At 58.4% G+C, this 21,224-nt stretch carries 20 protein-coding genes; 3 read left to right on the top strand and 17 right to left on the bottom strand.

The features are described from left to right. Positions 1–5: 5 nt before the first annotated feature. Genes EL18_RS05030 through EL18_RS05020 form a run of 3 tightly spaced genes read right to left on the bottom strand, consistent with a single transcriptional unit; the run spans position 6 to position 2,748 of the window. Positions 6–1,202: an ABC transporter substrate-binding protein gene (locus EL18_RS05030; protein ID WP_036480452.1), complete on the bottom strand. Its 1,197-nt coding sequence runs from the start codon at positions 1,200–1,202 to the stop codon at positions 6–8. 51 nt (positions 1,203–1,253) lie between these two features. Continuing rightward, on the bottom strand, positions 1,254–2,000 hold the full coding sequence (locus tag EL18_RS05025) for an ABC transporter ATP-binding protein (protein WP_036480450.1): 747 nt from the start codon (positions 1,998–2,000) through the stop codon (positions 1,254–1,256). Further along, positions 1,993–2,748: an ABC transporter ATP-binding protein gene (locus EL18_RS05020; RefSeq protein ID WP_036480448.1), complete on the bottom strand. Its 756-nt coding sequence runs from the start codon at positions 2,746–2,748 to the stop codon at positions 1,993–1,995. The genes EL18_RS05025 and EL18_RS05020 overlap by 8 nt, the downstream gene beginning before the upstream one ends. 331 nt (positions 2,749–3,079) lie before the next feature. On the opposite strand from EL18_RS05020, the gene mazG reads away from it, so the two are divergent. Next, positions 3,080–3,907 carry a nucleoside triphosphate pyrophosphohydrolase gene (mazG, locus tag EL18_RS05015; RefSeq protein ID WP_036480440.1) on the top strand — a complete coding sequence of 276 codons (828 nt, stop codon included), beginning with the start codon at positions 3,080–3,082 and terminating at the stop codon, positions 3,905–3,907. Between the two features lie 10 nt (positions 3,908–3,917). Here the strand turns inward: mazG and hflX are convergent, their stop codons facing one another. The 9 genes from hflX to dusB form a co-directional block, all read right to left on the bottom strand. Beyond that, the gene (gene hflX, locus EL18_RS05010) at positions 3,918–5,276 is read right to left on the bottom strand and encodes a GTPase HflX (RefSeq protein ID WP_036480438.1); all 1,359 of its coding nucleotides are present in this window, start codon (positions 5,274–5,276) and stop codon (positions 3,918–3,920) included. Continuing rightward, positions 5,277–5,525 carry an RNA chaperone Hfq gene (gene hfq / locus EL18_RS05005; protein WP_036480436.1) on the bottom strand — a complete coding sequence of 83 codons (249 nt, stop codon included), beginning with the start codon at positions 5,523–5,525 and terminating at the stop codon, positions 5,277–5,279. It lies immediately after the preceding gene. Between the two features lie 128 nt (positions 5,526–5,653). Beyond that, on the bottom strand, positions 5,654–6,517 hold the full coding sequence (locus EL18_RS05000; RefSeq protein ID WP_036480434.1) for a D-amino-acid transaminase: 864 nt from the start codon (positions 6,515–6,517) through the stop codon (positions 5,654–5,656). A gap of 40 nt (positions 6,518–6,557) precedes the next feature. Further along, positions 6,558–7,934, bottom strand: coding sequence for a Trk system potassium transporter TrkA (trkA, locus tag EL18_RS04995; protein ID WP_036480432.1), 1,377 nt, complete (start codon positions 7,932–7,934; stop codon positions 6,558–6,560). A 30-nt stretch (positions 7,935–7,964) separates the two neighbouring features. Continuing rightward, positions 7,965–9,326, bottom strand: a complete 1,362-nt coding sequence (gene ntrX, locus EL18_RS04990; protein ID WP_036480430.1) for a nitrogen assimilation response regulator NtrX — start codon at positions 9,324–9,326, stop codon at positions 7,965–7,967. Further along, positions 9,316–11,586 carry a sensor histidine kinase NtrY-like gene (locus EL18_RS04985; RefSeq protein WP_036480428.1) on the bottom strand — a complete coding sequence of 757 codons (2,271 nt, stop codon included), beginning with the start codon at positions 11,584–11,586 and terminating at the stop codon, positions 9,316–9,318. The genes ntrX and EL18_RS04985 overlap by 11 nt, the downstream gene beginning before the upstream one ends. Before the next feature lie 122 nt (positions 11,587–11,708). Continuing rightward, a complete protein-coding gene (gene ntrC / locus EL18_RS04980) occupies positions 11,709–13,181 on the bottom strand; it encodes a nitrogen regulation protein NR(I) (protein WP_036480426.1) in 1,473 nt (490 codons plus the stop codon). Next, positions 13,178–14,326, bottom strand: coding sequence for a two-component system sensor histidine kinase NtrB (locus EL18_RS04975; protein WP_081871091.1), 1,149 nt, complete (start codon positions 14,324–14,326; stop codon positions 13,178–13,180). Before EL18_RS04975 ends, ntrC begins: the two co-directional genes overlap by 4 nt. Beyond that, complete coding sequence (gene dusB / locus EL18_RS04970; protein WP_036480424.1) at positions 14,323–15,345, bottom strand: tRNA dihydrouridine synthase DusB; 1,023 nt, start codon at positions 15,343–15,345, stop codon at positions 14,323–14,325. Before dusB ends, EL18_RS04975 begins: the two co-directional genes overlap by 4 nt. Before the next feature lie 148 nt (positions 15,346–15,493). Between dusB and EL18_RS04965 the strand changes: the two genes are divergently transcribed. Both EL18_RS04965 and EL18_RS04960 read left to right on the top strand, forming a co-directional pair. After that, on the top strand, positions 15,494–16,714 hold the full coding sequence (locus tag EL18_RS04965) for a bifunctional 2-C-methyl-D-erythritol 4-phosphate cytidylyltransferase/2-C-methyl-D-erythritol 2,4-cyclodiphosphate synthase (protein ID WP_036480421.1): 1,221 nt from the start codon (positions 15,494–15,496) through the stop codon (positions 16,712–16,714). Positions 16,715–16,721: 7 nt separating this feature from the next. Then, positions 16,722–17,237, top strand: a complete 516-nt coding sequence (locus tag EL18_RS04960; protein ID WP_036480418.1) for a CinA family protein — start codon at positions 16,722–16,724, stop codon at positions 17,235–17,237. Here the strand turns inward: EL18_RS04960 and EL18_RS04955 are convergent. From EL18_RS04955 to EL18_RS04935, 5 genes are all read right to left on the bottom strand, one after another. After that, positions 17,216–17,674: a type II toxin-antitoxin system RatA family toxin gene (locus EL18_RS04955; RefSeq protein ID WP_036480415.1), complete on the bottom strand. Its 459-nt coding sequence runs from the start codon at positions 17,672–17,674 to the stop codon at positions 17,216–17,218. The genes EL18_RS04960 and EL18_RS04955 overlap by 22 nt on opposite strands. Positions 17,675–17,683: 9 nt before the next feature. Continuing rightward, positions 17,684–18,658: a lipoyl synthase gene (gene lipA / locus EL18_RS04950; protein WP_036480412.1), complete on the bottom strand. Its 975-nt coding sequence runs from the start codon at positions 18,656–18,658 to the stop codon at positions 17,684–17,686. Between the two features lie 9 nt (positions 18,659–18,667). Further along, on the bottom strand, positions 18,668–18,952 hold the full coding sequence (locus EL18_RS04945) for a GlsB/YeaQ/YmgE family stress response membrane protein (protein ID WP_036480408.1): 285 nt from the start codon (positions 18,950–18,952) through the stop codon (positions 18,668–18,670). Positions 18,953–19,038: 86 nt separating this feature from the next. Then, positions 19,039–20,484, bottom strand: a complete 1,446-nt coding sequence (gene lpdA, locus EL18_RS04940; RefSeq protein ID WP_036480405.1) for a dihydrolipoyl dehydrogenase — start codon at positions 20,482–20,484, stop codon at positions 19,039–19,041. Positions 20,485–20,576: 92 nt separating this feature from the next. Further along, entirely contained in the window at positions 20,577–21,215 is a 639-nt protein-coding gene (locus tag EL18_RS04935; protein WP_036483993.1) for an SGNH/GDSL hydrolase family protein, read from the bottom strand. Positions 21,216–21,224 lie beyond the last annotated feature (9 nt).

Genomic DNA, 21,224 nt, shown 5'->3' with positions numbered 1-21,224 from the left:
TCAGCCTACTGCTTTGCCATTTCGCATTCGCCATCCTCGATGGGACGGAATGCTTCCTCGGCAGGGATTGTCGCCAGCAGTTCGAAATAGTCCTCTTCGCCTTGGGCGGCATCAGGAGACTTCACCTTCAGCAGATACATGTCATGCATGTGCCGCCCGTCCTTGCGCACCGACGCTTCGCCGAAGATCGGGTCATTGGACGGATTGGCTTTCATCCACTCCATCACCTTGGACGCTTCGTCGCTACCGGTTGCCTCAACGCCCTTGAGATAGTGAAGGACCGATGAGTATACGCCTGCCTGCACCATGGTCGGGTTCTTGCCATGACGCTCCTTGAAGCGCTCGGCAAAAGCCTTGGTGTCTTCATTACGGTCCGCGAAGAAGGCATTTGTCAGAACCAGCCCCTGAGCGGTCTCCAGACCCAGCGCGGCAACGTCGGTCGAAAAGATCAGGAGCCCTGCAAGGCTTTGCCCTGCCTGCACGATACCAAACTCGGCAGCCTGCTTGATCGAGTTGATCGTATCACCACCTGCGTTGGCGAGACCGATCACCTTTGCGCCGGACGCCTGGGCCTGGAGCAGGAATGACGAAAAGTCGCTGGAACTCAGCGGGTGCCGGACATTGCCGAGCACTTTACCACCGGCTTCTTCCACCACTGCCTGCGTATCGCGCTCCAGCGCATGACCGAACGCATAGTCGGCCGTCACGAAGAACCAGCTGTCACCGCCCTCCTGCACCATGGCCTTGCCGGTACCATTGGCAAGCGAATAGGTATCATAGGTCCAGTGGATCGTGTTGGGCGAGCACGCCTTGCCGGTCAGGTCCGATGTTGCCGGACCGGAAGCGAGGAATATCTTGTCCTTCTCCCGCACCACCTCATTGACCGCCAGCGCCACGGATGATGTGGGCACGTCCACGATGACATCAACACTTTCCGTGTCAATCCATTGGCGCGCGATGTTGGAGCCGACATCGGGCTTGTTCTGGTGGTCCGCACTCAGAACCTCGACATTGATGTCCTTGCTCTCGGCGTCGAAATCCTCGATCGCCATGCGTGTCGCGACCACGGATCCTTCACCTGCAAGATCGGCGTAAAGACCGGACCGGTCGTTGAGCACGCCGATGGTGACATCCACTGCAAGGGCGGGCGTCGCCAGCGCTGCAAATGCGGCAGATGCGAATAGTGCCTTAGCGATTTTCATGCCTGTTTCCTCCTCCACTATCGACCCTGCGGGTGCAGGATCGGCTTTTGACTACACCCCAAGATAGGCGTGCAGGTCCTCCATCCTCGCTTCCACTTCTTCGCCGGGAATGACATCCACCACCCTGCCCTGATCGACAATGTAGTGACGGTCTGCCAGCTTTGCGGCGAAATGGAAGTTCTGTTCCACGAGCACGATGGTGAAGCCCTCCTGCTTCAATCTCGCGATCGTGGACCCAATCTGCTGAACGATAACCGGCGCCAGCCCCTCCGTGGGCTCGTCGAGCAGCAACAGACGCGCGCCGGTACGCAGGATTCGACCGATCGCCAGCATCTGCTGTTCGCCACCAGAGAGTTTCGTGCCCTGACTTGAAAGACGCTCACGCAGATTGGGGAACAGTTCGAATATCCGATCGACGTCCCAGCCGCCCTGACTGACCTGAGGCGGCAGGTACAGATTCTCTTCAACGGTAAGGCTGGCGAAGATGCCGCGTTCTTCCGGACAGAATGCAATGCCGCGCCGCGCGACCTGGCGTGATGGCTGGTTGATCAGCTCTTCACCTTTGTAGACGACCGAGCCCTTCCGCTTTGCCAGAATTCCCATGATGGTCTTCAAGGTCGTGGATTTGCCGGCGCCGTTTCGACCAAGCAGAGTTACGACCTCTCCTTCCCGCACATCAAAGTCGATTCCGTGCAGTACGTGGCTTTCGCCGTACCAGGCATGCAGATCTCGAACTTTCAGGACCATGTCTGCCGTGGCGGCATCACCTGTCCGTTCCATCAAACCCGCCTCAGTCATGACCGCTCCCGATATAGGCCTCTACCACACGCTCATCCTTGGAGACTTCATCATAGGTACCTTCGGCCAGCACCTGCCCGCGTGCCAGAACCGTTATTCGGTCCGACAGATCAGAAACGACGGACAGATTATGCTCGACCATTAGGACCGTACGATCCTTCGCAACACGCCTGATCAGACTGCTGATGCGTTCGATGTCTTCCTGGGTCATGCCGGCCATGGGCTCGTCCAAAAGCAGCATTTCCGGATCGAGAGCGAGCGTGGTTGCTATCTCGAGCGCGCGCTTGCGTCCGTAGGACAGCTCTTCCGCAGGTGTTTCGGCGAATTGCTCCAGCCCGACCTCGTGCAAAAGCTCTTCGGCACGGTGATCATATTGGCGAAGGGTCTTGTCAGAACGCCAGAAGTCGAAACTGTCACCGCGCGCACGCTGCAGTGCAATACGCACATTCTCCATGGCGGTCATGTTGGGGAAGACCGCCGAGATCTGGAAGGAACGGACCAGACCCAGCCGCGCAATGTCAGCAGGGCTGTAGGAGGTTATGTCTTTCCCGTTATAGGTGATGGTGCCGCGCGTGGGTGAAAGGAACTTGGTCAGCAGATTGAAGCAGGTGGTCTTGCCCGCACCGTTGGGTCCGATCAGAGCATGGATGCTGCCGCGAATTACGCTTAGATCAACGTCACTTACGGCAAAGAACCCTCGAAATTCCTTTGTCAGATTCCGCGCAGCAAGAATTGTGCTGTCACTCATGCAGCAAGTTCCTCCTCCCAGCCGCATGACCGGCTTGTTTTGCTTGATGGGGCCCCTCCTCCAAGGTCGCCGCATCGGCCTGGTTCATGCGTTCTCTACAGCTAGGATGCACGAGCCAAGTATTTATGCAAGCACCAGCAATACCCGCTCTTACGCACATGCAGCATGAAAACCGCGAAAATTGCTGCAATTGCGAAGAGTTGAGCTCGTTTTCTAAGACTAAAGTATTAGAGCTTGCGTCGGGACGAGAGGGTGAAACGAGTTGTTGAGTAACTCCATTCATCTGCGCAAATCGGTTCTGCGCACTCCTGAACTCGGCTAGAGTCCTCGCATGAAACCATCACGAGACATCGAAGGTCTTCTTCGCATCATGGCCGCTCTGAGGGATCCGGTTTCCGGATGCCCATGGGATGTCGAGCAGGACTTCGCTTCCATCGCCCCTTACACGATCGAAGAAGCCTATGAGGTTGATGACGCCATCCGTCGCGGCGACATGATGGATCTTGCAGAGGAACTTGGAGATCTTCTGCTGCAGGTCGTCTTCCATTCCCGGATTGCGGAAGAAGCCGGCCACTTTTCGTTCGAAGATGTCGTTGAAGCCATCACCAGGAAAATGATCCGGCGCCACCCTCACGTATTCGGCGATGAAGACGCACGACAGGCTGGTATGGCCAAGGGGATGTGGGAGAAGATAAAGGCAGAAGAGAAGGCAGAACGTCGCGCCCGGCGCAGGATTGCCGAACCGGCCGATGCCGAGGCAGGCTATCTCGACGACGTGCCTCTCACACTCCCAGCAACAACGGTCGCGCTGAAACTGCAACAGAAGGCCGCGCGTGTCGGTTTCGACTGGGGAGACGCAGCACCGACCCTCGACAAGATCGAGGAAGAAATCGGTGAGTTGCGTCGCGCAATCATGGAAGGCTTGACCGGCGACATAGAAGACGAACTGGGCGATGTCATCTTCTCGGTCGTGAACCTGGCCAGACATCTGAAGCTTGATCCCGAAGCCGCACTGCGTCGCACGAACGGGAAGTTCAAGAATCGCTTCCACGCGGTCGAACGCGCGCTTTCCGCGAGGGACCAAAGCCTGGATGAGGCTACACTGGAAGAGATGGAAGAGCTTTGGCAGCTTGCAAAGCGTGAGAAGAACCCCGCATAATCTATTGTTTTTATGCGGAAAGTCTGCCTCTGATCTCTTCGCGGGCCATCTCGGTAGCCCGAAGCGTGAGGGTCAGGGAGCCATCGTCATTGTCGCGGCGGGAAAGCACTTGGCTGTTCCTGTAGATCCAATCAAGTGTCCCCATTTTCGCTGGTGACACCTCGATCGTGATTTCTTCCAGAACGCCTGCGACCCGCCGTTCGATCTCTTGCAGGAGCGCATCTATACCCTGCCCGCTGACGGCCGAGATCGCGATTGAACTTCGGTTTTGCGCGTGCGCCAGGGCCGCATTCGCTCCCTCGTCCAGAAGGTCGATCTTGTTCAGAACCTCGATGATGCGCTTGTCGTCGGCGACATCGACACCAAGGCTCTTGAGAACATCCTGGACATTGGCGGCATGCGCTGACGCGTTGGGATCGGATATGTCGCGGACGTGAATAATGAAATCCGCCTCCACGACTTCTTCAAGCGTGGCACGAAAAGCGGCAACCAGATGTGTCGGCAGGTCCGAGATGAAGCCGACCGTATCGGAAAGAATGGCAATCGTGCCATGCGGGAAGCGTACGCGCCGCAAGGTCGGGTCCAGCGTGGCAAACAGCATGTCCTCTGCCATCACCGTTGCCCCGGTCAGCCGGTTGAACAGCGTGGATTTTCCCGCATTGGTATAGCCGACAATGGCAACCACCGGGAACGGAACCTTCTGTCGCTTTGCCCGATGCAGGTCACGGGTGCGTCGCACCGTCTCAAGTTCGCGCTTTATACGAACGATTCGCTCCTGCAGAAGCCGACGATCCGCCTCGATCTGCGTTTCGCCCGGACCACCCATGAAGCCACCGCCGCCACGCTGGCGCTCAAGGTGGGTCCAGCTCCGGACCAGCCGTCCGCGCTGATATTCCAGATGGGCAAGATCAACCTGCAGCCGACCTTCCTTCGTGCGGGCGCGCCGACCGAAGATCTCCAGAATAAGGCCGGTCCGGTCCAGAACCTTTGCCCTGAACGCCTTCTCAAGATTGCGTTGCTGCACCGGTGAAAGCTGGTGATCAACAACCACCAGTTCCGCTTCCAGCTCTTTTACGAGCGCAGCGACCTCTTCAACCTTGCCCGTACCGATCAGCGTGCCCGGACGTGGCGCATTGACGATGGCGGTCTCCGCGTGGGCGACCTCAAGCTCGATGGCCGCTGCAAGGCCGACCGCTTCGTCAAGCCGCGCATCCGGAGTCAGGGGGATGGTGTCGGCGTTTCCCTCATCGCTGTTCTTCGCGAAATGGCGCGGCAGAACCGGAACAAGCACAATGGCTGTCGCACCGCTGGCATTCTCAGCCGGCAGTGTGCGAAAGGAACCGTCGGAAGGGCTTTCCCAGTCGGTCAATCAGCCTTCCCGAGCGCCCTCTTCCGCTTCGAACAGCTGAACCGGCTGGCTCGGCATGATCGTCGAGATTGCATGCTTGTAAACAAGCTGCGAATGCCCGTCGCGACGCAGAAGGACGCAGAAATTATCGAAGGAGGTCACCACGCCAGTAAGCTTCACGCCGTTGATCAGAAAGATCGTCAACGGGTTCTTGCTCTTGCGTACGGTGTTCAGGAAAAGATCCTGCAAGTTTTGCGAACGTTCCGCCATTGTTTTTTTCTTTCATCTTACCCTGCGGGCGGGAGGCAGTAGCGCAAAAATGCCCCTGCCCTGTCAAGCGTGCGGACGCCATTCCCCACACAATGCTGCTTGCGGTAGTGTCCCCGTTTCGCGTCGTATCAGGCAGGACTTTTTTCCGCAATGTCAAAAAATGCTTCCCGCAACTTGCGCGCGGTCTCTCCTGGATGCCCATTGGCGACCGAACGATCATTGATGCGCACCACCGGCATCACGACTGTCGATGCAGCTGTGATGAATGCTTCGCGGGCCTCATAGGCTTCATCCACGCTGAACGCGCGTTCCTCGACCTTGAGCCCGAGTTTGGCCGCCAGGTCCATGAGCGTTGCACGAGTCACCCCACGCAGTATCCCGAAATCGGCTGGTCGGGTCACGAGAGTGCCATCCTTGGTGACGATCCATGCATTGGTGGAGCCGCCTTCCTTCACTCTGCCGTCTTCATCCACAAACCAGGCCTCGGCAGCAGATGCCTCCTTAGCCTGCTGCTTGACCAGTACATTGGGAAGCAATCCCACTGTCTTGATGTCCACGCGGTCCCAGCGGTTCTCAGGCACGGTGATGACACCCACGCCTTGTTCCGCCTTCTTGTTTGCAATCGCTGGATCCGTTTTCTTTGCGGTCACGACCAGTGCAGGTCTCACCGGAATGGTGGGGAAGAAATGGTCACGAGGCGCAACACCGCGGGTGACCTGCAGATAGACGAGCCCATTCTTCACCTGGTTGCGGCGAACAACCTCGCGAAGAACGAATTCCAGAGCCTTGCGATTCATCGGCCAACCGATCGACAGTTCCGAAAGCGAACGGCCTAGCCGGTCGAGGTGACGGGTCATGTCGATGATGAAGCCCCTGGCCACTTCACACACCTCGTAGACACCGTCCGCAAACTGGTAGCCGCGATCCTCGATGTGAACTGCCGCATCGGCATGTCTGACATATCGGCCATTCACATATGCAATACGTGGCATCTGAAATCCCCTCGCAAAACTGAAGCCCGCAGGAGCTTCATCAGAAAAATTCGAGACTTACCCGGAAAAGCTGTTCGACCTGACGGACTGCATTTTCCAACGCGAAAATGACAACCCGGTCCTTCGGCTTGATCCGCATGGAGCCGGAAGGCTTCAGCACTTCGCCATTACGATAGACCGCACCGATGCGCATGCCGTCGGGCAGTTCCTGTTCGGCCAAGGGCGGGCCAACCAGCGGCGACGTTTCCAGCGCTTCGGCTTCGATGATCTCGGCCGCACCGCGCTGCACGTTATGGACCGCGCGAATACGTCCGCGGCGAACATGCTGCAAAACCTTGGAAATCGTGACCGCACGCGGATTCATATGCGCGTCGATGCCAAGGGTCTTGGCGAAATCGTGATAGGTCGGATTGTTGATCAAGACGAGATTGGACCGGCAGCCAAGCTGCTTGGCGATCACGCTCGACAGGATGTTGACCTGGTCGTCATTGGTCAGCGCCACCATCAGGTCGGCATGGTCGATATCGGCCTCAAGCAGAAGCTTCTGCTCCAACGCACTGCCATGCAGAACCACCGTTCGGCGCAGTTCGTCGGCGATCTTCACGGCCCGCTCGCGACTGCTCTCGATGATCTTGACCTTGGTGCGGCTCTGCTTGCGTTCCAGCGCCCGCGCGACATAGAGCCCGATATTGCCGCCGCCGGCAATGACGATGCGCGTTGCCTCGGTCTCGTCATGACCGAAGAGGCCTAGGGTTCGCCGCACCTGTTCCTTGGTGGTGATCACATAGGCCATGTCACCGGCCATCAGCTGGTCGCCCGAATGCGGGACAAACAGCTTCCCCCCGCGAGATACGCCGACCACGGTGGAAGGAAGATCCGGGAAGAGCTCAGTCAGCTGTGACAGCGGTGTATTGATCACCGGGCACTCATCCAGACACTCGATGGCGACCATGGCCACATGACCATCGGCAAATCGCACCACATCCGTGGCACCGGGCAGCGCGATGCGCCGCAGAACCATCTCGCCAACTTCCATTTCCGGCGAAATGATCACATCGATGGGCAGATGATCACGCGAGAACAGATCCATGTAGTGGGGATGCAGATATGACTGCGAACGTATGCGCGCGACCTTTGTCGGAACGTTGAACAGCGAATGGGCCACCTGGCAGGCCGTCATGTTGACTTCGTCGTACAGCGTGACTGCGATGATCATGTCCGCCTGTTCGGCACCAGCCGCAGCCATGATGTCGGGATGCGCACCATGGCCGACAAAACCACGTACATCCAGCGTGTCGCGCATTGTCCGGATGAGTTCGGCGGACGTGTCGATAACGGAAACGTCGTTCTGTTCAGCAGCCAGACGCTCGGCAATGCCGTAGCCAACCCGGCCTGCGCCGCAAATGATGACCTTCATGGGGCCTGCTCCCTGGCCTTGTCAGAACAACTAGACGCCCAGCGATTTGAGTTTTCTGTGCAGGGCTGAGCGTTCCATACCGATAAATTCGGCCGTACGCGAGATGTTGCCACCAAAACGATTGATCTGTGCCAATAGATATTCCTTCTCGAACATCTCCCTCGCCTCGCGCAACGGCAAGGCCATGATGTGTTGATCGGTCTGGTTTGGCACTCGGGGCATGACGTCGCCGATCTCAGCAGGCAAGAGGTCGGCGGTGATGGGTGCGTTCTGCTCCTCATCCCGTGTGAGGATGAGAAGCCGCTCGATATTGTTGCGAAGCTGGCGCAGATTGCCGGGCCAGTTATGCGCCTGCAACACGGCCAGAGCGTCAGGACCAAGCACACGCGGCCGGATACCCAGCTGTTTCACGATCTGATCCATGAAATGATCCACGAGAAGCGGAATGTCTTCCCTTCGCTCCGCAAGTGCCGGCACCTTCACCGGAACCACTGCCAAACGATGGTACAGATCCTGCCTGAATGCGCCCTCTGCGATCATTCCTTCAAGATCCTGCGCAGTGGAGGAAATGATGCGCACATCCACTTTCACACGCTTCGTGCCGCCGACGCGCTCAAACTGCTGGTCGACCAGAACACGCAGTATCTTGGCCTGTGTCTCACGCGGCATGTCGGCGACTTCATCAAGATAGAGCGTGCCTCCATGTGCCTCTTCGAGCGCACCCACCTTCCGTTCACTGCCATTCGCTTCGGTACCGAAGAGCTCGATCTCCATCCGCTCCGGGGTGATGCTCGCCGCATTGACGGATACGAACGGTCCCTGCGCCCGCAGGCTTTGTGCATGAATGGCACGCGCCACCATTTCCTTGCCCGAACCAGACGGACCGATCAGCATGATGCGACTGTTCGAAGGCGCGACGCGCTCGATCGTCTGGCGCAGGTGATGGACGGATTGAGATTCGCCGATAAGCTCGACGCTGTCACCCGTACGCTTCTTGAGGTCGGAGACTTCCCTGCGCAATTTGGAGGTCTCCAGCGCGCGCTCGCAGATCAGAAGAAGGCGATCCGCCTTGAAGGGTTTTTCGATGAAGTCGTATGCGCCGCGCTTGATCGCGGACACTGCGGTTTCGATCGTCCCGTGACCGGAGATCATGATCACCGGCAACTCGGGATGCATCTGCTTGATCTTGTCCAGAATGCCGAGGCCGTCCAGCTTCGAGCCCTGCAACCAGATATCGAGCAGGACCAGGCGCGGTACACGCGCCTCGATGGCCGCAAATGCCGCATCGCTGTCACCAGCGGTGCGCGTTTCATGGCCTTCATCGCTCAAGATTCCGGCGACGAGCTCGCGAATGTCTTCCTCGTCGTCGATGACCAGTATGTCAGACGCCATTTTGGACCTTCTTTACTTCATCAATATGCTTCTCGGATGACGCGGGGCCTGCGTCTTCGGCTGGCAGGTACAGACGGATCTCAGCACCGCCCCCACCGTCAAAGTCCGGCGGTGCATCGTGAAGTTCGAGATGTCCGCCATGGTCTTCGATAATCTTCTTCACGATCGCAAGGCCCAGGCCCGTGCCCTTTTCTCGTGTGGTCATGTAGGGCTCGAGAAGACGCTGCCTGTTCTTGCGCGGCAACCCCTTGCCGTTGTCGGTCACCTTGACCTCGATCATCTGATCGACGCGACGCGCACTCACCCTGATCCGCCCGGGTTTGCGATCTTCGCGGTCGCCATCGATGGCTTCGGCAGCATTCTTGATGATGTTCCCGAATGCCTGGCTCATCAGCCGGGAATCGAAGCGACCGGGCAGAGGTTCCGACCCAAGGTCGCGTTCGAACGCGATATCCGACCGCGAAACCTCCACCAGAAATGATGCCTCGCGCAACGGCTCGCGCAAATCGAGCTTCTGGATGTCCGGCTTCGGCATGCGCGCAAATGCGGAAAACTCATCCACCATGCGACCGATATCACCAACCTGACGGATAATCGTGTCCGTACATTGGTCGAACACGTCACGATCTTCGGTAATCACCTTCCCGTAGCGGCGCCGGATGCGTTCGGCCGAAAGCTGGATGGGCGTCAGCGGATTCTTAATCTCATGTGCGATGCGTCGCGCAACGTCGGCCCATGCCGACGAGCGCTGCGCCTGAACAAGATCGGTGATGTCATCAACGGTCACGACGAATGATCGCTCATCACTCAACTCTCCGCTCTCCTCGGTCGTCAGCTGGATATTGAAAGTCCGCTCGGCGCCCGAGCGATAGAACGTGACCTGTTCGCGATAGACCTTGCGCCCTGCTTCACGACCTTTCTCGAAAACGGCGCCAACTTGCGGAAGCACGGCCGATAGTTTCTGTCCGATCGCCTCTTTCTCGTTCAGGGCCAGCATCCGTTCCGCGGACCGGTTGACGATCGATACCGTTCCCTCGCCATCCACACCAATCACACCGGCCGTCACGCCGGCCAGGACGGCTTCGTTGAAGCGGCGGCGCTCATCGATCACGTCGCGGGCGCTGATCAACTCGTTGCGCTGCGTCTTCAGCTGCAGCGTCATCTTGTTGAAGGTGTCGCCAAGCGAGGCCACGTCTCCATCCGATGCACGCACCGGCACCGCGACATCGAGATTTCCATGCGACACGGCGTCAGCCGCACCGATCAGCTGGCGGATCGGACGAACGATCCGATCAGCGACTGCAATGCCGGTCCAGATGGCCGCAAGCACGATTGCCAGGGTAACGACGAGATAGACAAGCGCATAGGCGAGCTGTGTCTGCATTCGATTCTGTTCGAGCGCGCTGTATTCGTCGGTATTGTCGGCAACAAGTTTCTGCGCTTTGATGACCTGCGAATCCAGCTCCCGCGCCGTATAGAGATAGGCGTCCGGGATCGCCTTCAGCTTGATGATGGTCCCGATCAGATTACCGGGCGGCAATTCGAACAGATTGGGCATCCGATCTGCCGCAAGCTTCAACGCGTCCGCGGGCGGTGCGGGCACGGTGTCCTGCTCGGGGATTTCCGCCCCCATGATGAGAGACCCGTCTTCCTTGATCAAAAGGGCATATGCCAGTCCCCTGATCATCGCCTGTTGTGTCAGACGCTGGCGAAAACCCGTGCGGTCGAGATTGTAGAGGCTGCGCATCCGGTCGAGATCGATCGCCATGGAAAGCGTCGTGCCCTGCAGGTTCAGCGCGTTGTCGCGCTCATAGGCCTCGGCAATCGACAGCGACGACTGCACGATCACGCGGGTGCGTAGATTGAACCAGCGGTCCAGACCGTAGTCGAGGGTGATCGAAGCAATGATCGCGACGAGAATTGCGGGAATAGCCGCGATCAACGAGAACATCGTCACGATCCGCACATGAAGCCGCGATGCCGCCTTCCCACCTCTGCGCGCTGCGTAGATGCGCAAGGCTTCCCGGATGATCAGGGACAAAAGGAGTATCAGGAAGAACGCGTTGATGCCGATCAGTGCGAGGGTCGTCGTCGCATCCGGATTGACCGGCGTGAAACCCAGCAGCACCGCGAAGGACAGACCTGCAGATATGAGTGCACCCAGCGCCGAAATGAGCCCCGGCAGCGCAAGAAGTCTGCGCCTCTCTTCGTTCCCCTGATAGGTGCCCGTAGCAGCCATGGCTGGTGCTGAGTTACTCATGAGATGCTAGACTTTTGATTATCCCGCCACACGAAGTCACGTTGCAGATATGCAACGCAATGTGGCGACATTGCAACATCGCACCGCCAAAGGTCAAAATCAGCTGTGGTCGGAATGTCTCGTCAGGAGACCTGTCTATGTCTGGTTGCCTTGAAGACATCCACGCCAAGCTCCCGGATTTTCTTGCGCAGCGTATTGCGATTTACCCCGAGCAGTTCCGACGCCTTGATTTGATTGCCCTGCGTTGCGGCAAGGGCTGCCAGAACCAGCGGGTACTCTACTTCCGCCAGAATGCGTTGGTAGAGCCCCGGTGGCGGGAGTTCTGCGCCAAAGGAGCTGAAATGACGCTGCAGATACTGCTCCACGGCCTGGCCCAATGAGACATTCTCCGGCAGCACGCTCTCCGATGCCGGCAGCTGCGGCGTAACCGAATTGCTGCCAAGCTCGCTCAGAACGATTTCCTCCGAGATCTCGTCCTGTGGATAAAGCGCGGAAAGACGGCGTACAAGATTTTCCAGTTCGCGCACATTCCCCGGCCAGGGGTAGCGCATCATCGCATCCAGTCCGGCTCGCGAAACCCGCTTTGACTGCAGCCCTTCCCGCTCGGCCAACTCGAAGAAATGCCTCACCAGATCGGGAATGTCTTCTGCGCGCTCCCTCAAGGGCGGCAAACGCAGCGGAACCACATTCAGCCGATAGAACAGATCTTCCCGGAACAGGCCCTGATTGATCAGGGATCGGAGATCCTTGTTGGTCGCAGCGACGATACGCACATCGGTCTTGATCGGCGTGCGTCCCCCGACGGTCGTGTATTCACCTTGTTGAAGCACGCGCAAGAGACGCGTCTGCGCTTCCATCGGCATGTCGCCGATCTCATCAAGGAAGAGTGTGCCCCCCTCTGCCTGCTCGAAGCGACCGGAGGAACGATGTTGCGCCCCGGTAAACGCACCCTTCTCGTGGCCGAAAAGCTCCGACTCGATGAGATCGCGGGGAATTGCCGCCATGTTGATCGCAACGAACGGCCCCCTGCTGCGCCGGCCGAACTCGTGCAGAGCCCGCGCCACCAATTCCTTTCCGGTCCCGCTCTCACCATTGATCATGACGGTGAGATCCGTCTGCATCATGCGCGCAAGCATGCGATAGATGTCCTGCATGGCCGCCGAACGGCCGATCAGAGGCATTTTCTCCGAATTTTCTGCAGGCTTGTCGTTGCTTTTCGCTGTCTTGGGCTCGGCCAGCGCCCGACCCACAATGCTGAGCAATTCGCTCAGATCGAATGGCTTTGGCAGATATTCATAGGCACCGGCCTCTGATGCTCTGATTGCTGTCATGAAGGTGTTCTGCGCACTCATGACGATGACGGGCAGGTCCGGCCGCGCCTTCTTGATGCGCGGCAACAGATCGAACGCGTTTTCATCGGGCATGACGACATCGGTGATGACAAGATCGCCTTCACCGGCCGCCACCCACTTCCACAGAGCAGCGGCATTCGAGGTGACCCTCACCTGGTGTCCCACACGTGATAGCGCCTGATTGAGGACGGTACGGATCGCCGCATCGTCATCGGCGACAAGAATGTTGCCGCGTATGGTCATGGCTTCTGCCCCTCGCTGGAATTTCCGGCGCGTTCTGCATCCCGCTCCCGCCAGGCAGGCATCAGAACCCGGAAGGTGGTGCCACGCGACGTGGAGTCGCATTCGATCACTCCGCCATGCGCTCCCACGATCTTGGCCACCAGTGCCAGCCCTAGACCGGAACCGTTCTGCTTGGTGGTGATGAAAGGATCAAAGATGATCGATTGGATATCGGGCGAGACACCCGGACCATTGTCGTGAACGCAAAATTCCATAGGCAGCGAAACCCGCTCTTTCGTCCCCGGCACGGAGAAGCGAATGCCTGGCCTGAAGGCCGTGGAAATAGTGATCTCGCCATCACCTGCATTTCCAATGGCTTCTGCTGCATTCTTCAACAGGTTTATGAATACCTGCACGAGCTGGTCACGATTGGCCAGAATGGGAGGAAGCGATGGATCATACCGTTCCGTGATGGTGATGTTCCTAGCGAAGCCGTTGCTTGCAATTGCCTTCACGTGGTCCAGAACGACATGAATATTGACCGGCTCGCGATCGACAGGACGCTCATCGGAAAAGACCTCCATGCGATCTACAAGCGCAACGATCCGATCGGTTTCCTCCGTGATGAGCCGGGCAAGGGGCCGGTCGGCATCCGTGACCACGCTTTCAAGAAGCTGCGCTGCACCACGAATACCGGAAAGCGGGTTCTTGATCTCGTGCGCGAGCATGGCAGCAAGCCCAGAGACGGAACGGGCAGCACCGCGATGTGTCATCTGACGGTCGATCTTCTCCGCCATCCCCCGCTCGAGGAACATCACCACGACATGATTTGAGAGCTCCGCCACGGGGGCGACATAGATATCGACCAACCGATCAGAGCCAAGTCGGGGAGAAGAAATGTCTACCCGATATTCGTTGAATGCCGCGCGCCTTTCCTGTGCCTGTTCGACAAGCGTCAGAAGCGGGCTGCCGAACGGTACATAGTCGCAAAGCCTGTTCCTGCTGAGAACGGCAGCACTGACCCTGAAGAAGTCTTCAGCTTCTGCGTTGGCGAAGGTGATATAGCCCCCTTCATCCACCATGATGACGGGATGCCCGAGTGCATTGAGCGCCAGCTGCGCTGTTGTTGCTGCGGTGCCGGGTGCCGGGTCCAAATCAAGGCTCAAGCGACAAGTCTCCGTTGATTTTCCGAATTTGTTGGAAACAGCTGGCGAATTGCCGTGAGCGCCACTGCGGGATCGGTCTGAGTCATCAGCATCTTGCGCTTTTCCAGGCTCAGATCAGGCGCAAAACGCTCCGCATACCACCCAAGATGCTTGCGCGAGTGCTGCACGCCGCGCCGTATCCCGTAGAGCGAAAGCATGTCTTCGTAATGCGCGGCAACATACTCCGCCGGATTGTCCGGAAGCGCTGCCCCTGCCTGCGCAACGCCTCGAGCAGCATTCGCCAACATACCGGCAGTCCAGGGCGCCCCATAGTGCGCGCGGCCGACCATCACTGCGTCCGCACCTGATTTCTGCAGGATGGACGGAAGATCCCGGACGTCTTTCACATCCCCATTGGCGACTACTGGCACACGGACGGCCTGACTTACGGCACGGATGGCATCCCAGTCTGCTTCACCTTTGTAAAATTGGCAGCGCGTGCGTCCATGGATCGTGATCATCTGGACGCCTGCCGCTTCGGCTTGAGCCGCGATGTCCGGGGCGTTGTGGCTGTTCTCGTCCCAACCGAGGCGCATTTTCAATGTAACCGGAACAGTGACGGCCTTGACGACGGCTTCGATCAGCGTGAGCGCATGTTCAGGCTCCCGCATCAAGGCAGAGCCGGAATATCCGCCGGTGACCTTCTTTGCAGGACAGCCCATATTGATATCGATGATGTCGGCGCCGCCAGCCTCCGCGATTCTGGCCGCCTCGGCCATCCAATAGGCTTCTCGGCCAGCCAATTGCACCATATGCACATCTATGTCTGGCCGATTGATGCGCCGGGCGCTCTCATCCCGCCCTTTCGCCAGTTCACCGCTGGCCACCATTTCCGAAACGACAAGGCCGGCACCATGACCATGTGCGCGTCGGCGAAACGGCAGGTCGGTCACCCCGGACATGGGGGCCAGAAAGACCCGATTCCTCAAGGTCACACTACCGACCAGCAGCGGCTCGGCAAGAATGGAGATGTCGGACATGCTCAAAATTAGGGCACCATTTTCATCTGATTAATTTGTAGACATTTGCGCCAGCATTGGCAATCCGCCAAACGCACGAAATGACACGGCACTGCTCTGTGCAAATCAGGATTGGCATTTTGGAGGCGAGCGTTCTAATCCTCGCCCCATGACACATGAACTGCGCAATGAGATAACGGGCGTCGCGGTTGTTCTGGTCGCGGCAGGCCGTGGCGAGCGCGCCGGCGGGCTGACCACTGGGCCGAAGCAATATCGGACCATCGCCGGCAAGCCCGTCATCCGTCACACGCTCGAACATTTTCTGCAGCATCCGGCAATTGGACCCGTGGTTGTCGCCATACATGAAGACGATGCCGCGCTCTTTGCCGATGCCGTGAAGGGACTGGAAGAACGCGTATCCTCCGTCACTGGCGGCTCCACCCGTCAGGCTTCGACCCTGCGCGCTCTGGAAGCGTTGAGCACCTGGAACCCGGAAAAGGTTCTGATTCATGATGCCGTGCGTCCTTTCGTGGACGCGAAGCTCCTGGACCGTGTGATTGAAGCCATTGACGAAGATCACGGCGTGTTACCCGCTCTGGCAGTGTCCGATACCCTCAAACGGGGCACTGAAGACAAACTGGTCGGTGAAACGGTATCGCGCGAGAATCTCTTCGCAGCCCAAACGCCTCAAGGGTTTCCCTATGCCAGGATCCACAAGGCGCATGAGGTCGCTCACGCGCAATCCTTTATGGATTTCACGGATGATTCTGCCATAGCCGAATGGGCAGGACTTCGCATGAAGCTCGTGCGCGGCTCTGCTGCCAACACGAAGATAACCTGGCCGGAAGACCTGCAGGCGGCCGATCAGAAAATGAAGGCGCTCTCCATGAATTATCCGGATGTACGCACTGGCAACGGCTATGATGTTCATTCTTTCGAGGATGGCGAATTCGTCACGCTATGCGGAGTGCAGATACCGCATGCCAAGAAACTCTCTGGCCATTCGGACGCGGATGTTGGGCTCCATGCGCTCACGGATGCGCTGCTGGCCACATGCGGCGCAGGCGATATCGGCACGCACTTTCCACCCTCGGATCCTCAATGGAAAGGCGCAGCTTCACATTTGTTCGTCGAACACGCGGTAAAAATCGTGCGCCAGCGCGGCGGCAGGATTGCCAATGCTGACATCACCCTGATTTGCGAAGCGCCGAGGATCGGCCCACATCGTGAAGCCATGACAGCGGAACTTGCACGGATGCTTTGCATTTCTGAGGACCGAATATCGGTCAAGGCTACAACCAACGAAAAACTCGGCTTCGTGGGACGCGAGGAAGGTATTGCGGCCATCGCGACTGCCAGTGTGGTCTATCCCGGCCAACTGCCGGAGTGAGGATGAAATGAGCGACACGGAAATTCTGGCGGGCAAGGTGTTGAGGACGCTTCAACAACGCGGTCTGATGCTGGCCACGGCAGAATCCTGCACCGGTGGCCTGGTTGCAGGCGCGATCACGGATATCAACGGAGCTTCTGAGGTCCTGGACCGTGGCTTTGTTACCTATACCAACGAGGCCAAGGTCGAGATGCTGGGAGTGGACCCCCAGACCATCAAACAGCACGGTGCGGTTTCCAAGGAATGCGCGCGCGAAATGGCGGATGGAGCCCTGCGCAATTCCCACGCCGATATTGCTGTTTCCATCACCGGCATTGCGGGTCCCGGCGGAGGCAGCCCTGACAAGCCCGTCGGGCTGGTCTGGTTCGGCTTGGCCGTAGCCGGTTTGCCTGTCGTGACGGAAAGACGCAGTTTCGCACCGGAGGGGCGTGCGATTGTCAGGCGCGACAGTGTGTTGACCGCGCTTCAGATGGTGCTTGAAGCAGCCGAGAAGGCAAAACCTCAAACCGAGGCAACACCATAGACGCGGTCGGCCCGCTTTTCGAAGGCATCGGTGAACATGCGAAAGGCGCGGTCGAACATAGCGCCCATCAACATGCCGAGCATGCGGTTCTTGAACTCGTATTCGATGAAGAAGTGGATGTCGCAGACACCCTCTGAGACTTCCTCGAAGAACCAGCGGTTCTGCAGAAAGCGGAACGGCCCGTCGATATAGCGGACCTCGATCAGGCTCTCTTCGGGCTTGAGCACGACCTGGCTCGTGAATGTCTCGCGGATGGCCTTGTAGCCTACAGTCATGTCCGCCACGAGAATGCGCACGCCATCGCGTTCCTTTTCCGAACGCACCACAAGTGCCTCGCACATGGGCACGAATTCCGGATAGGCTTCCACATCGGCCACCAGCGCGAACATCTCCTTCGCGCTGTGGTTCACCCGCTTTACGGTCTCATGCTTCGGCATTGCTGACGATCACGCCGACTTGGCAACAGCATTCAGCTTTGCTTCGCGCGCTGCACGCAGCCGCTCGAAATCTTCGCCAGCGTGATGAGAGGAGCGGGTCAGCGGGCTGGAGGAAACCATCAGAAAGCCCTTGGAATAGGCAACCGTCTCGTAGGACTGGAACTCCTCCGGTGTGACGAATTTCTTGATCGGGTGATGCTTGCGGGTTGGCTGCAGATACTGGCCGATCGTGATGAAATCGACATCCGCCGAACGCAGGTCATCCATGAGCTGCAGAACCTCGTTCCGCTCCTCGCCAAGACCGACCATGATGCCCGACTTGGTGAAGATGGATGGATCAAGCTCTTTCACGCGCTGAAGCAGCCGGATCGAGTGGAAATAGCGCGCACCGGGCCGAACCGTCAGATAATTTGAGGCAACCGTCTCCAGATTGTGGTTGAAGACGTCGGGCCGGGCTGCAACGACGATCTCCAGAGCACCATCCTTGCGCAGGAAGTCCGGCGTCAGGATCTCGATGGTCGTCTCCGGCGAAGCTGCCCTGATGGCGAGGATCACGTCGGCGAAATGCTGCGCACCGCCATCCTTCAGATCGTCGCGATCCACGGAAGTGATGACGACATGCTTCAGGCCCATCTCGACAACGGCCTTGGCCACATTGGCCGGCTCATCCAGATCAAGCGGGGCAGGAATGCCTGTGGCGACATTGCAGAAAGCGCAGGCACGGGTGCAGATTTCACCCATGATCATGAAGGTCGCGTGCTTCTTGTCCCAGCACTCGCCGATATTCGGGCAACCGGCTTCCTCGCAGACCGTGACGAGCTTGTTCGTTTTCACGATCTCGCGCGTTTCGAGATACCCTTTGGATGTCGGGGCCTTCACGCGAATCCATTTCGGCTTGCGCATGACCTCCTGATCAGGCCGATGAGCCTTCTCGGGATGGCGAGGGCGCGGCTTGGCGGCGCGGTTGTCGAGAATGGTGACCATAGCTTCTTCCTATCGTGCGCGCGGCTTTTCCGACCGCCCGAAGAGCCAGAGAATGAGGATCGCACCGGCAGTTGCCACGACCAGATTGCCCAGAAATCCGTAGAACTCGATCCCAACCACGCTGGCAACGGTTCCGCCAACGAAAGACCCCGCAATTCCCACCAGGATATTGGTGAGGACGCCGTGGTCGCGGTTCATCGTCTTCTCGGCGATATACCCTGCGAGAAAACCGATCAGCAGCATTCCGATGAAGCCGACACCCGGCATGGACATGATGGCTAGATCCGGTTCCATTCTCTGCTCCTTCGCCCATATAGGCATTCGGGTTCACGCCAACCAGTTTACGGGGCAGGCGTCAACCCCTGCCCTCACCAACGGCGCTAGGCGTTCAATGTGCGCCCATAGGCATCAAGCACGCTTTCCTTCATCATCTCCGACAGCGTCGGATGGGGGAAGACCGTGTGCATCAGCTCTTCTTCGGTAGTCTCGAGATTCATCGCGATCACGAAGCCCTGAATGAGTTCGGTGACTTCGGCACCCACCATATGGGCACCCAGAAGCTCACCCGTCTTCTTGTCGAGAATGGTCTTGATGAAGCCCTGGTCTTCACCCAGCGCAATAGCCTTGCCATTCGCGCCGAATTGGAACTTGCCGACGCGAATATCGCGGCCGGCTTCCTTGGCCTTGGCCTCGGTCAGACCGACAGACGCCACCTGAGGGTGGCAATAGGTGCAACCGGGGATCTTGCCCTTGTCGAGCGGATGAACGCCTGGAACACCGGCGATCTTCTCCACGCAGATGACACCCTCATGCTCGGCCTTGTGCGCAAGCATCGGCGCACCGGCAACATCGCCGATTGCATAAATGCCCTCGACATTGGTGCGGCCATAGCCATCGACAACGACCGTGCCGCGTTCAACTTTCACGCCGATCTCTTCCAGACCGAGATTTTCCGTATTTCCCTGAACGCCCACTGCGGAAATAAGACGATCGGCCGTGATCTTCTCGACCTTGCCATCCTTGGTCTCGACATGCGCGGTGACGCTGTCGCCGCTCTTCTCGACCTTGGTCACCTTGGCTTCGAGCTTGAACTTCATGCCCTGCTTTTCAAGCTGGCGCTTGGCAAATTTGGATACTTCTACATCCTCCACCGGCATGATCTGCGGCATGAGCTCAACCACGGTCACATCAGCGCCCATACTGCGATAGAAGCTGGCAAATTCGATGCCGATTGCACCGGAACCCATCACGATCAGCGACTTGGGCATTTCCTTCGGCACCATCGCCTCGAAATAGGTCCAGATCAGCTTGCCATCAGGCTCGATGCCCGGCAGAACGCGCGGGCGCGCACCGGTAGCAACGATGATGTGTTTTGCCTTGTAGGTCCCCTCACCCAAGGTCTTCTTGGGCTTGGGCGGCTGCGGCTCCATGGCCTTCTTCTTCGGTGCGGCGACTGTCACTTCACCCTTGCCGGTGATCTTGGCCTCACCCCAGATCACGTCGACCTTGTTCTTCTTCATGAGGAACTCGACGCCGCCATTCAGGCGCAGCGAAACCTTGCGGGAGCGATCGACCACAGCCGCAGTGTCAGCCGTCACCTTGCCCTCAAGCTTCAGACCATACTGGTCGGCATGCTCGGCAAATTCCTTGATCTCAGCGGAACGCAGCAGCGCCTTTGTCGGGATACAACCCCAGTTCAGGCAGATGCCGCCCAGATGCTCGCGCTCGACAATGGCCGTTTTCAAACCGAGCTGCGATGCGCGCGCCGCAGTCACATAGCCGCCGGGGCCTGAACCGATGATGATAACGTCGTAGGAATCAGCCACTGACTGTGTCTCCTTCAATCATGGACACCCGCAGGCATCCCGCAATGAGTGAGAAGGACCATTGCCCTTCCGGAAGCGCTCGGGCGCGAAGCCTAAAGCGCGAGAATTTCCTTAACCGGCCTGGCGAGTGCCTCACCGATGGAACGTGTGTTGGCCGCATCGAGATGGATGCCGTCGATCGGGCTGGCATTGGCCACGGAAGCCGCGTCGAAGAAACCTGCGCCCGAAACGTCCGCTACATCCCGGTAAAGACCAGCCAGCTTCGCACTTTCTTCCAACGCCCCCTCAAATACCTGCTGGAAATCGCCGTTTGAGGTGGCGACTGCATGCGGTGGCGAGACGAGCAGGACCTTTGGCGCGGCCTGTTCGAACGGATAGACATGGGTCTGGACAATCTCCACCAGCCGCCGCATGCCTTTCGCGGCACCGATGGCATGCCCGCACAGGAAGCGCTTCATGTCATTGGTGCCGAGCATGATGATGACGAGATCGAGCGGAGCATGAGTGGAAAGGATGCTCGGCAAAAGCCGCGCCCCGTTCCGATCAATGCCTGCCGTGAAGTCGTCAAATGCGGTGGTTCGCCCGTTCAGACCTTCAGCAATCACCTGCGCATCGCCTGAAAGGACGCGACCAAGTACACTTGGCCAGCGCGTTTCGAACGCATGGCGTCCCGGACCTTGCGGATCGTAACCCCAGGTCAGGGAATCGCCATAGCACAGGATGGTCTTCATGACGGACAT

This window comes from Nitratireductor basaltis (genome assembly GCF_000733725.1).
Taxonomy (GTDB): domain Bacteria; phylum Pseudomonadota; class Alphaproteobacteria; order Rhizobiales; family Rhizobiaceae; genus Chelativorans; species Chelativorans basaltis.
Note: the sequence above shows the minus strand (reverse complement) of the source record. Positions and strands in the feature narration are given on the sequence as shown.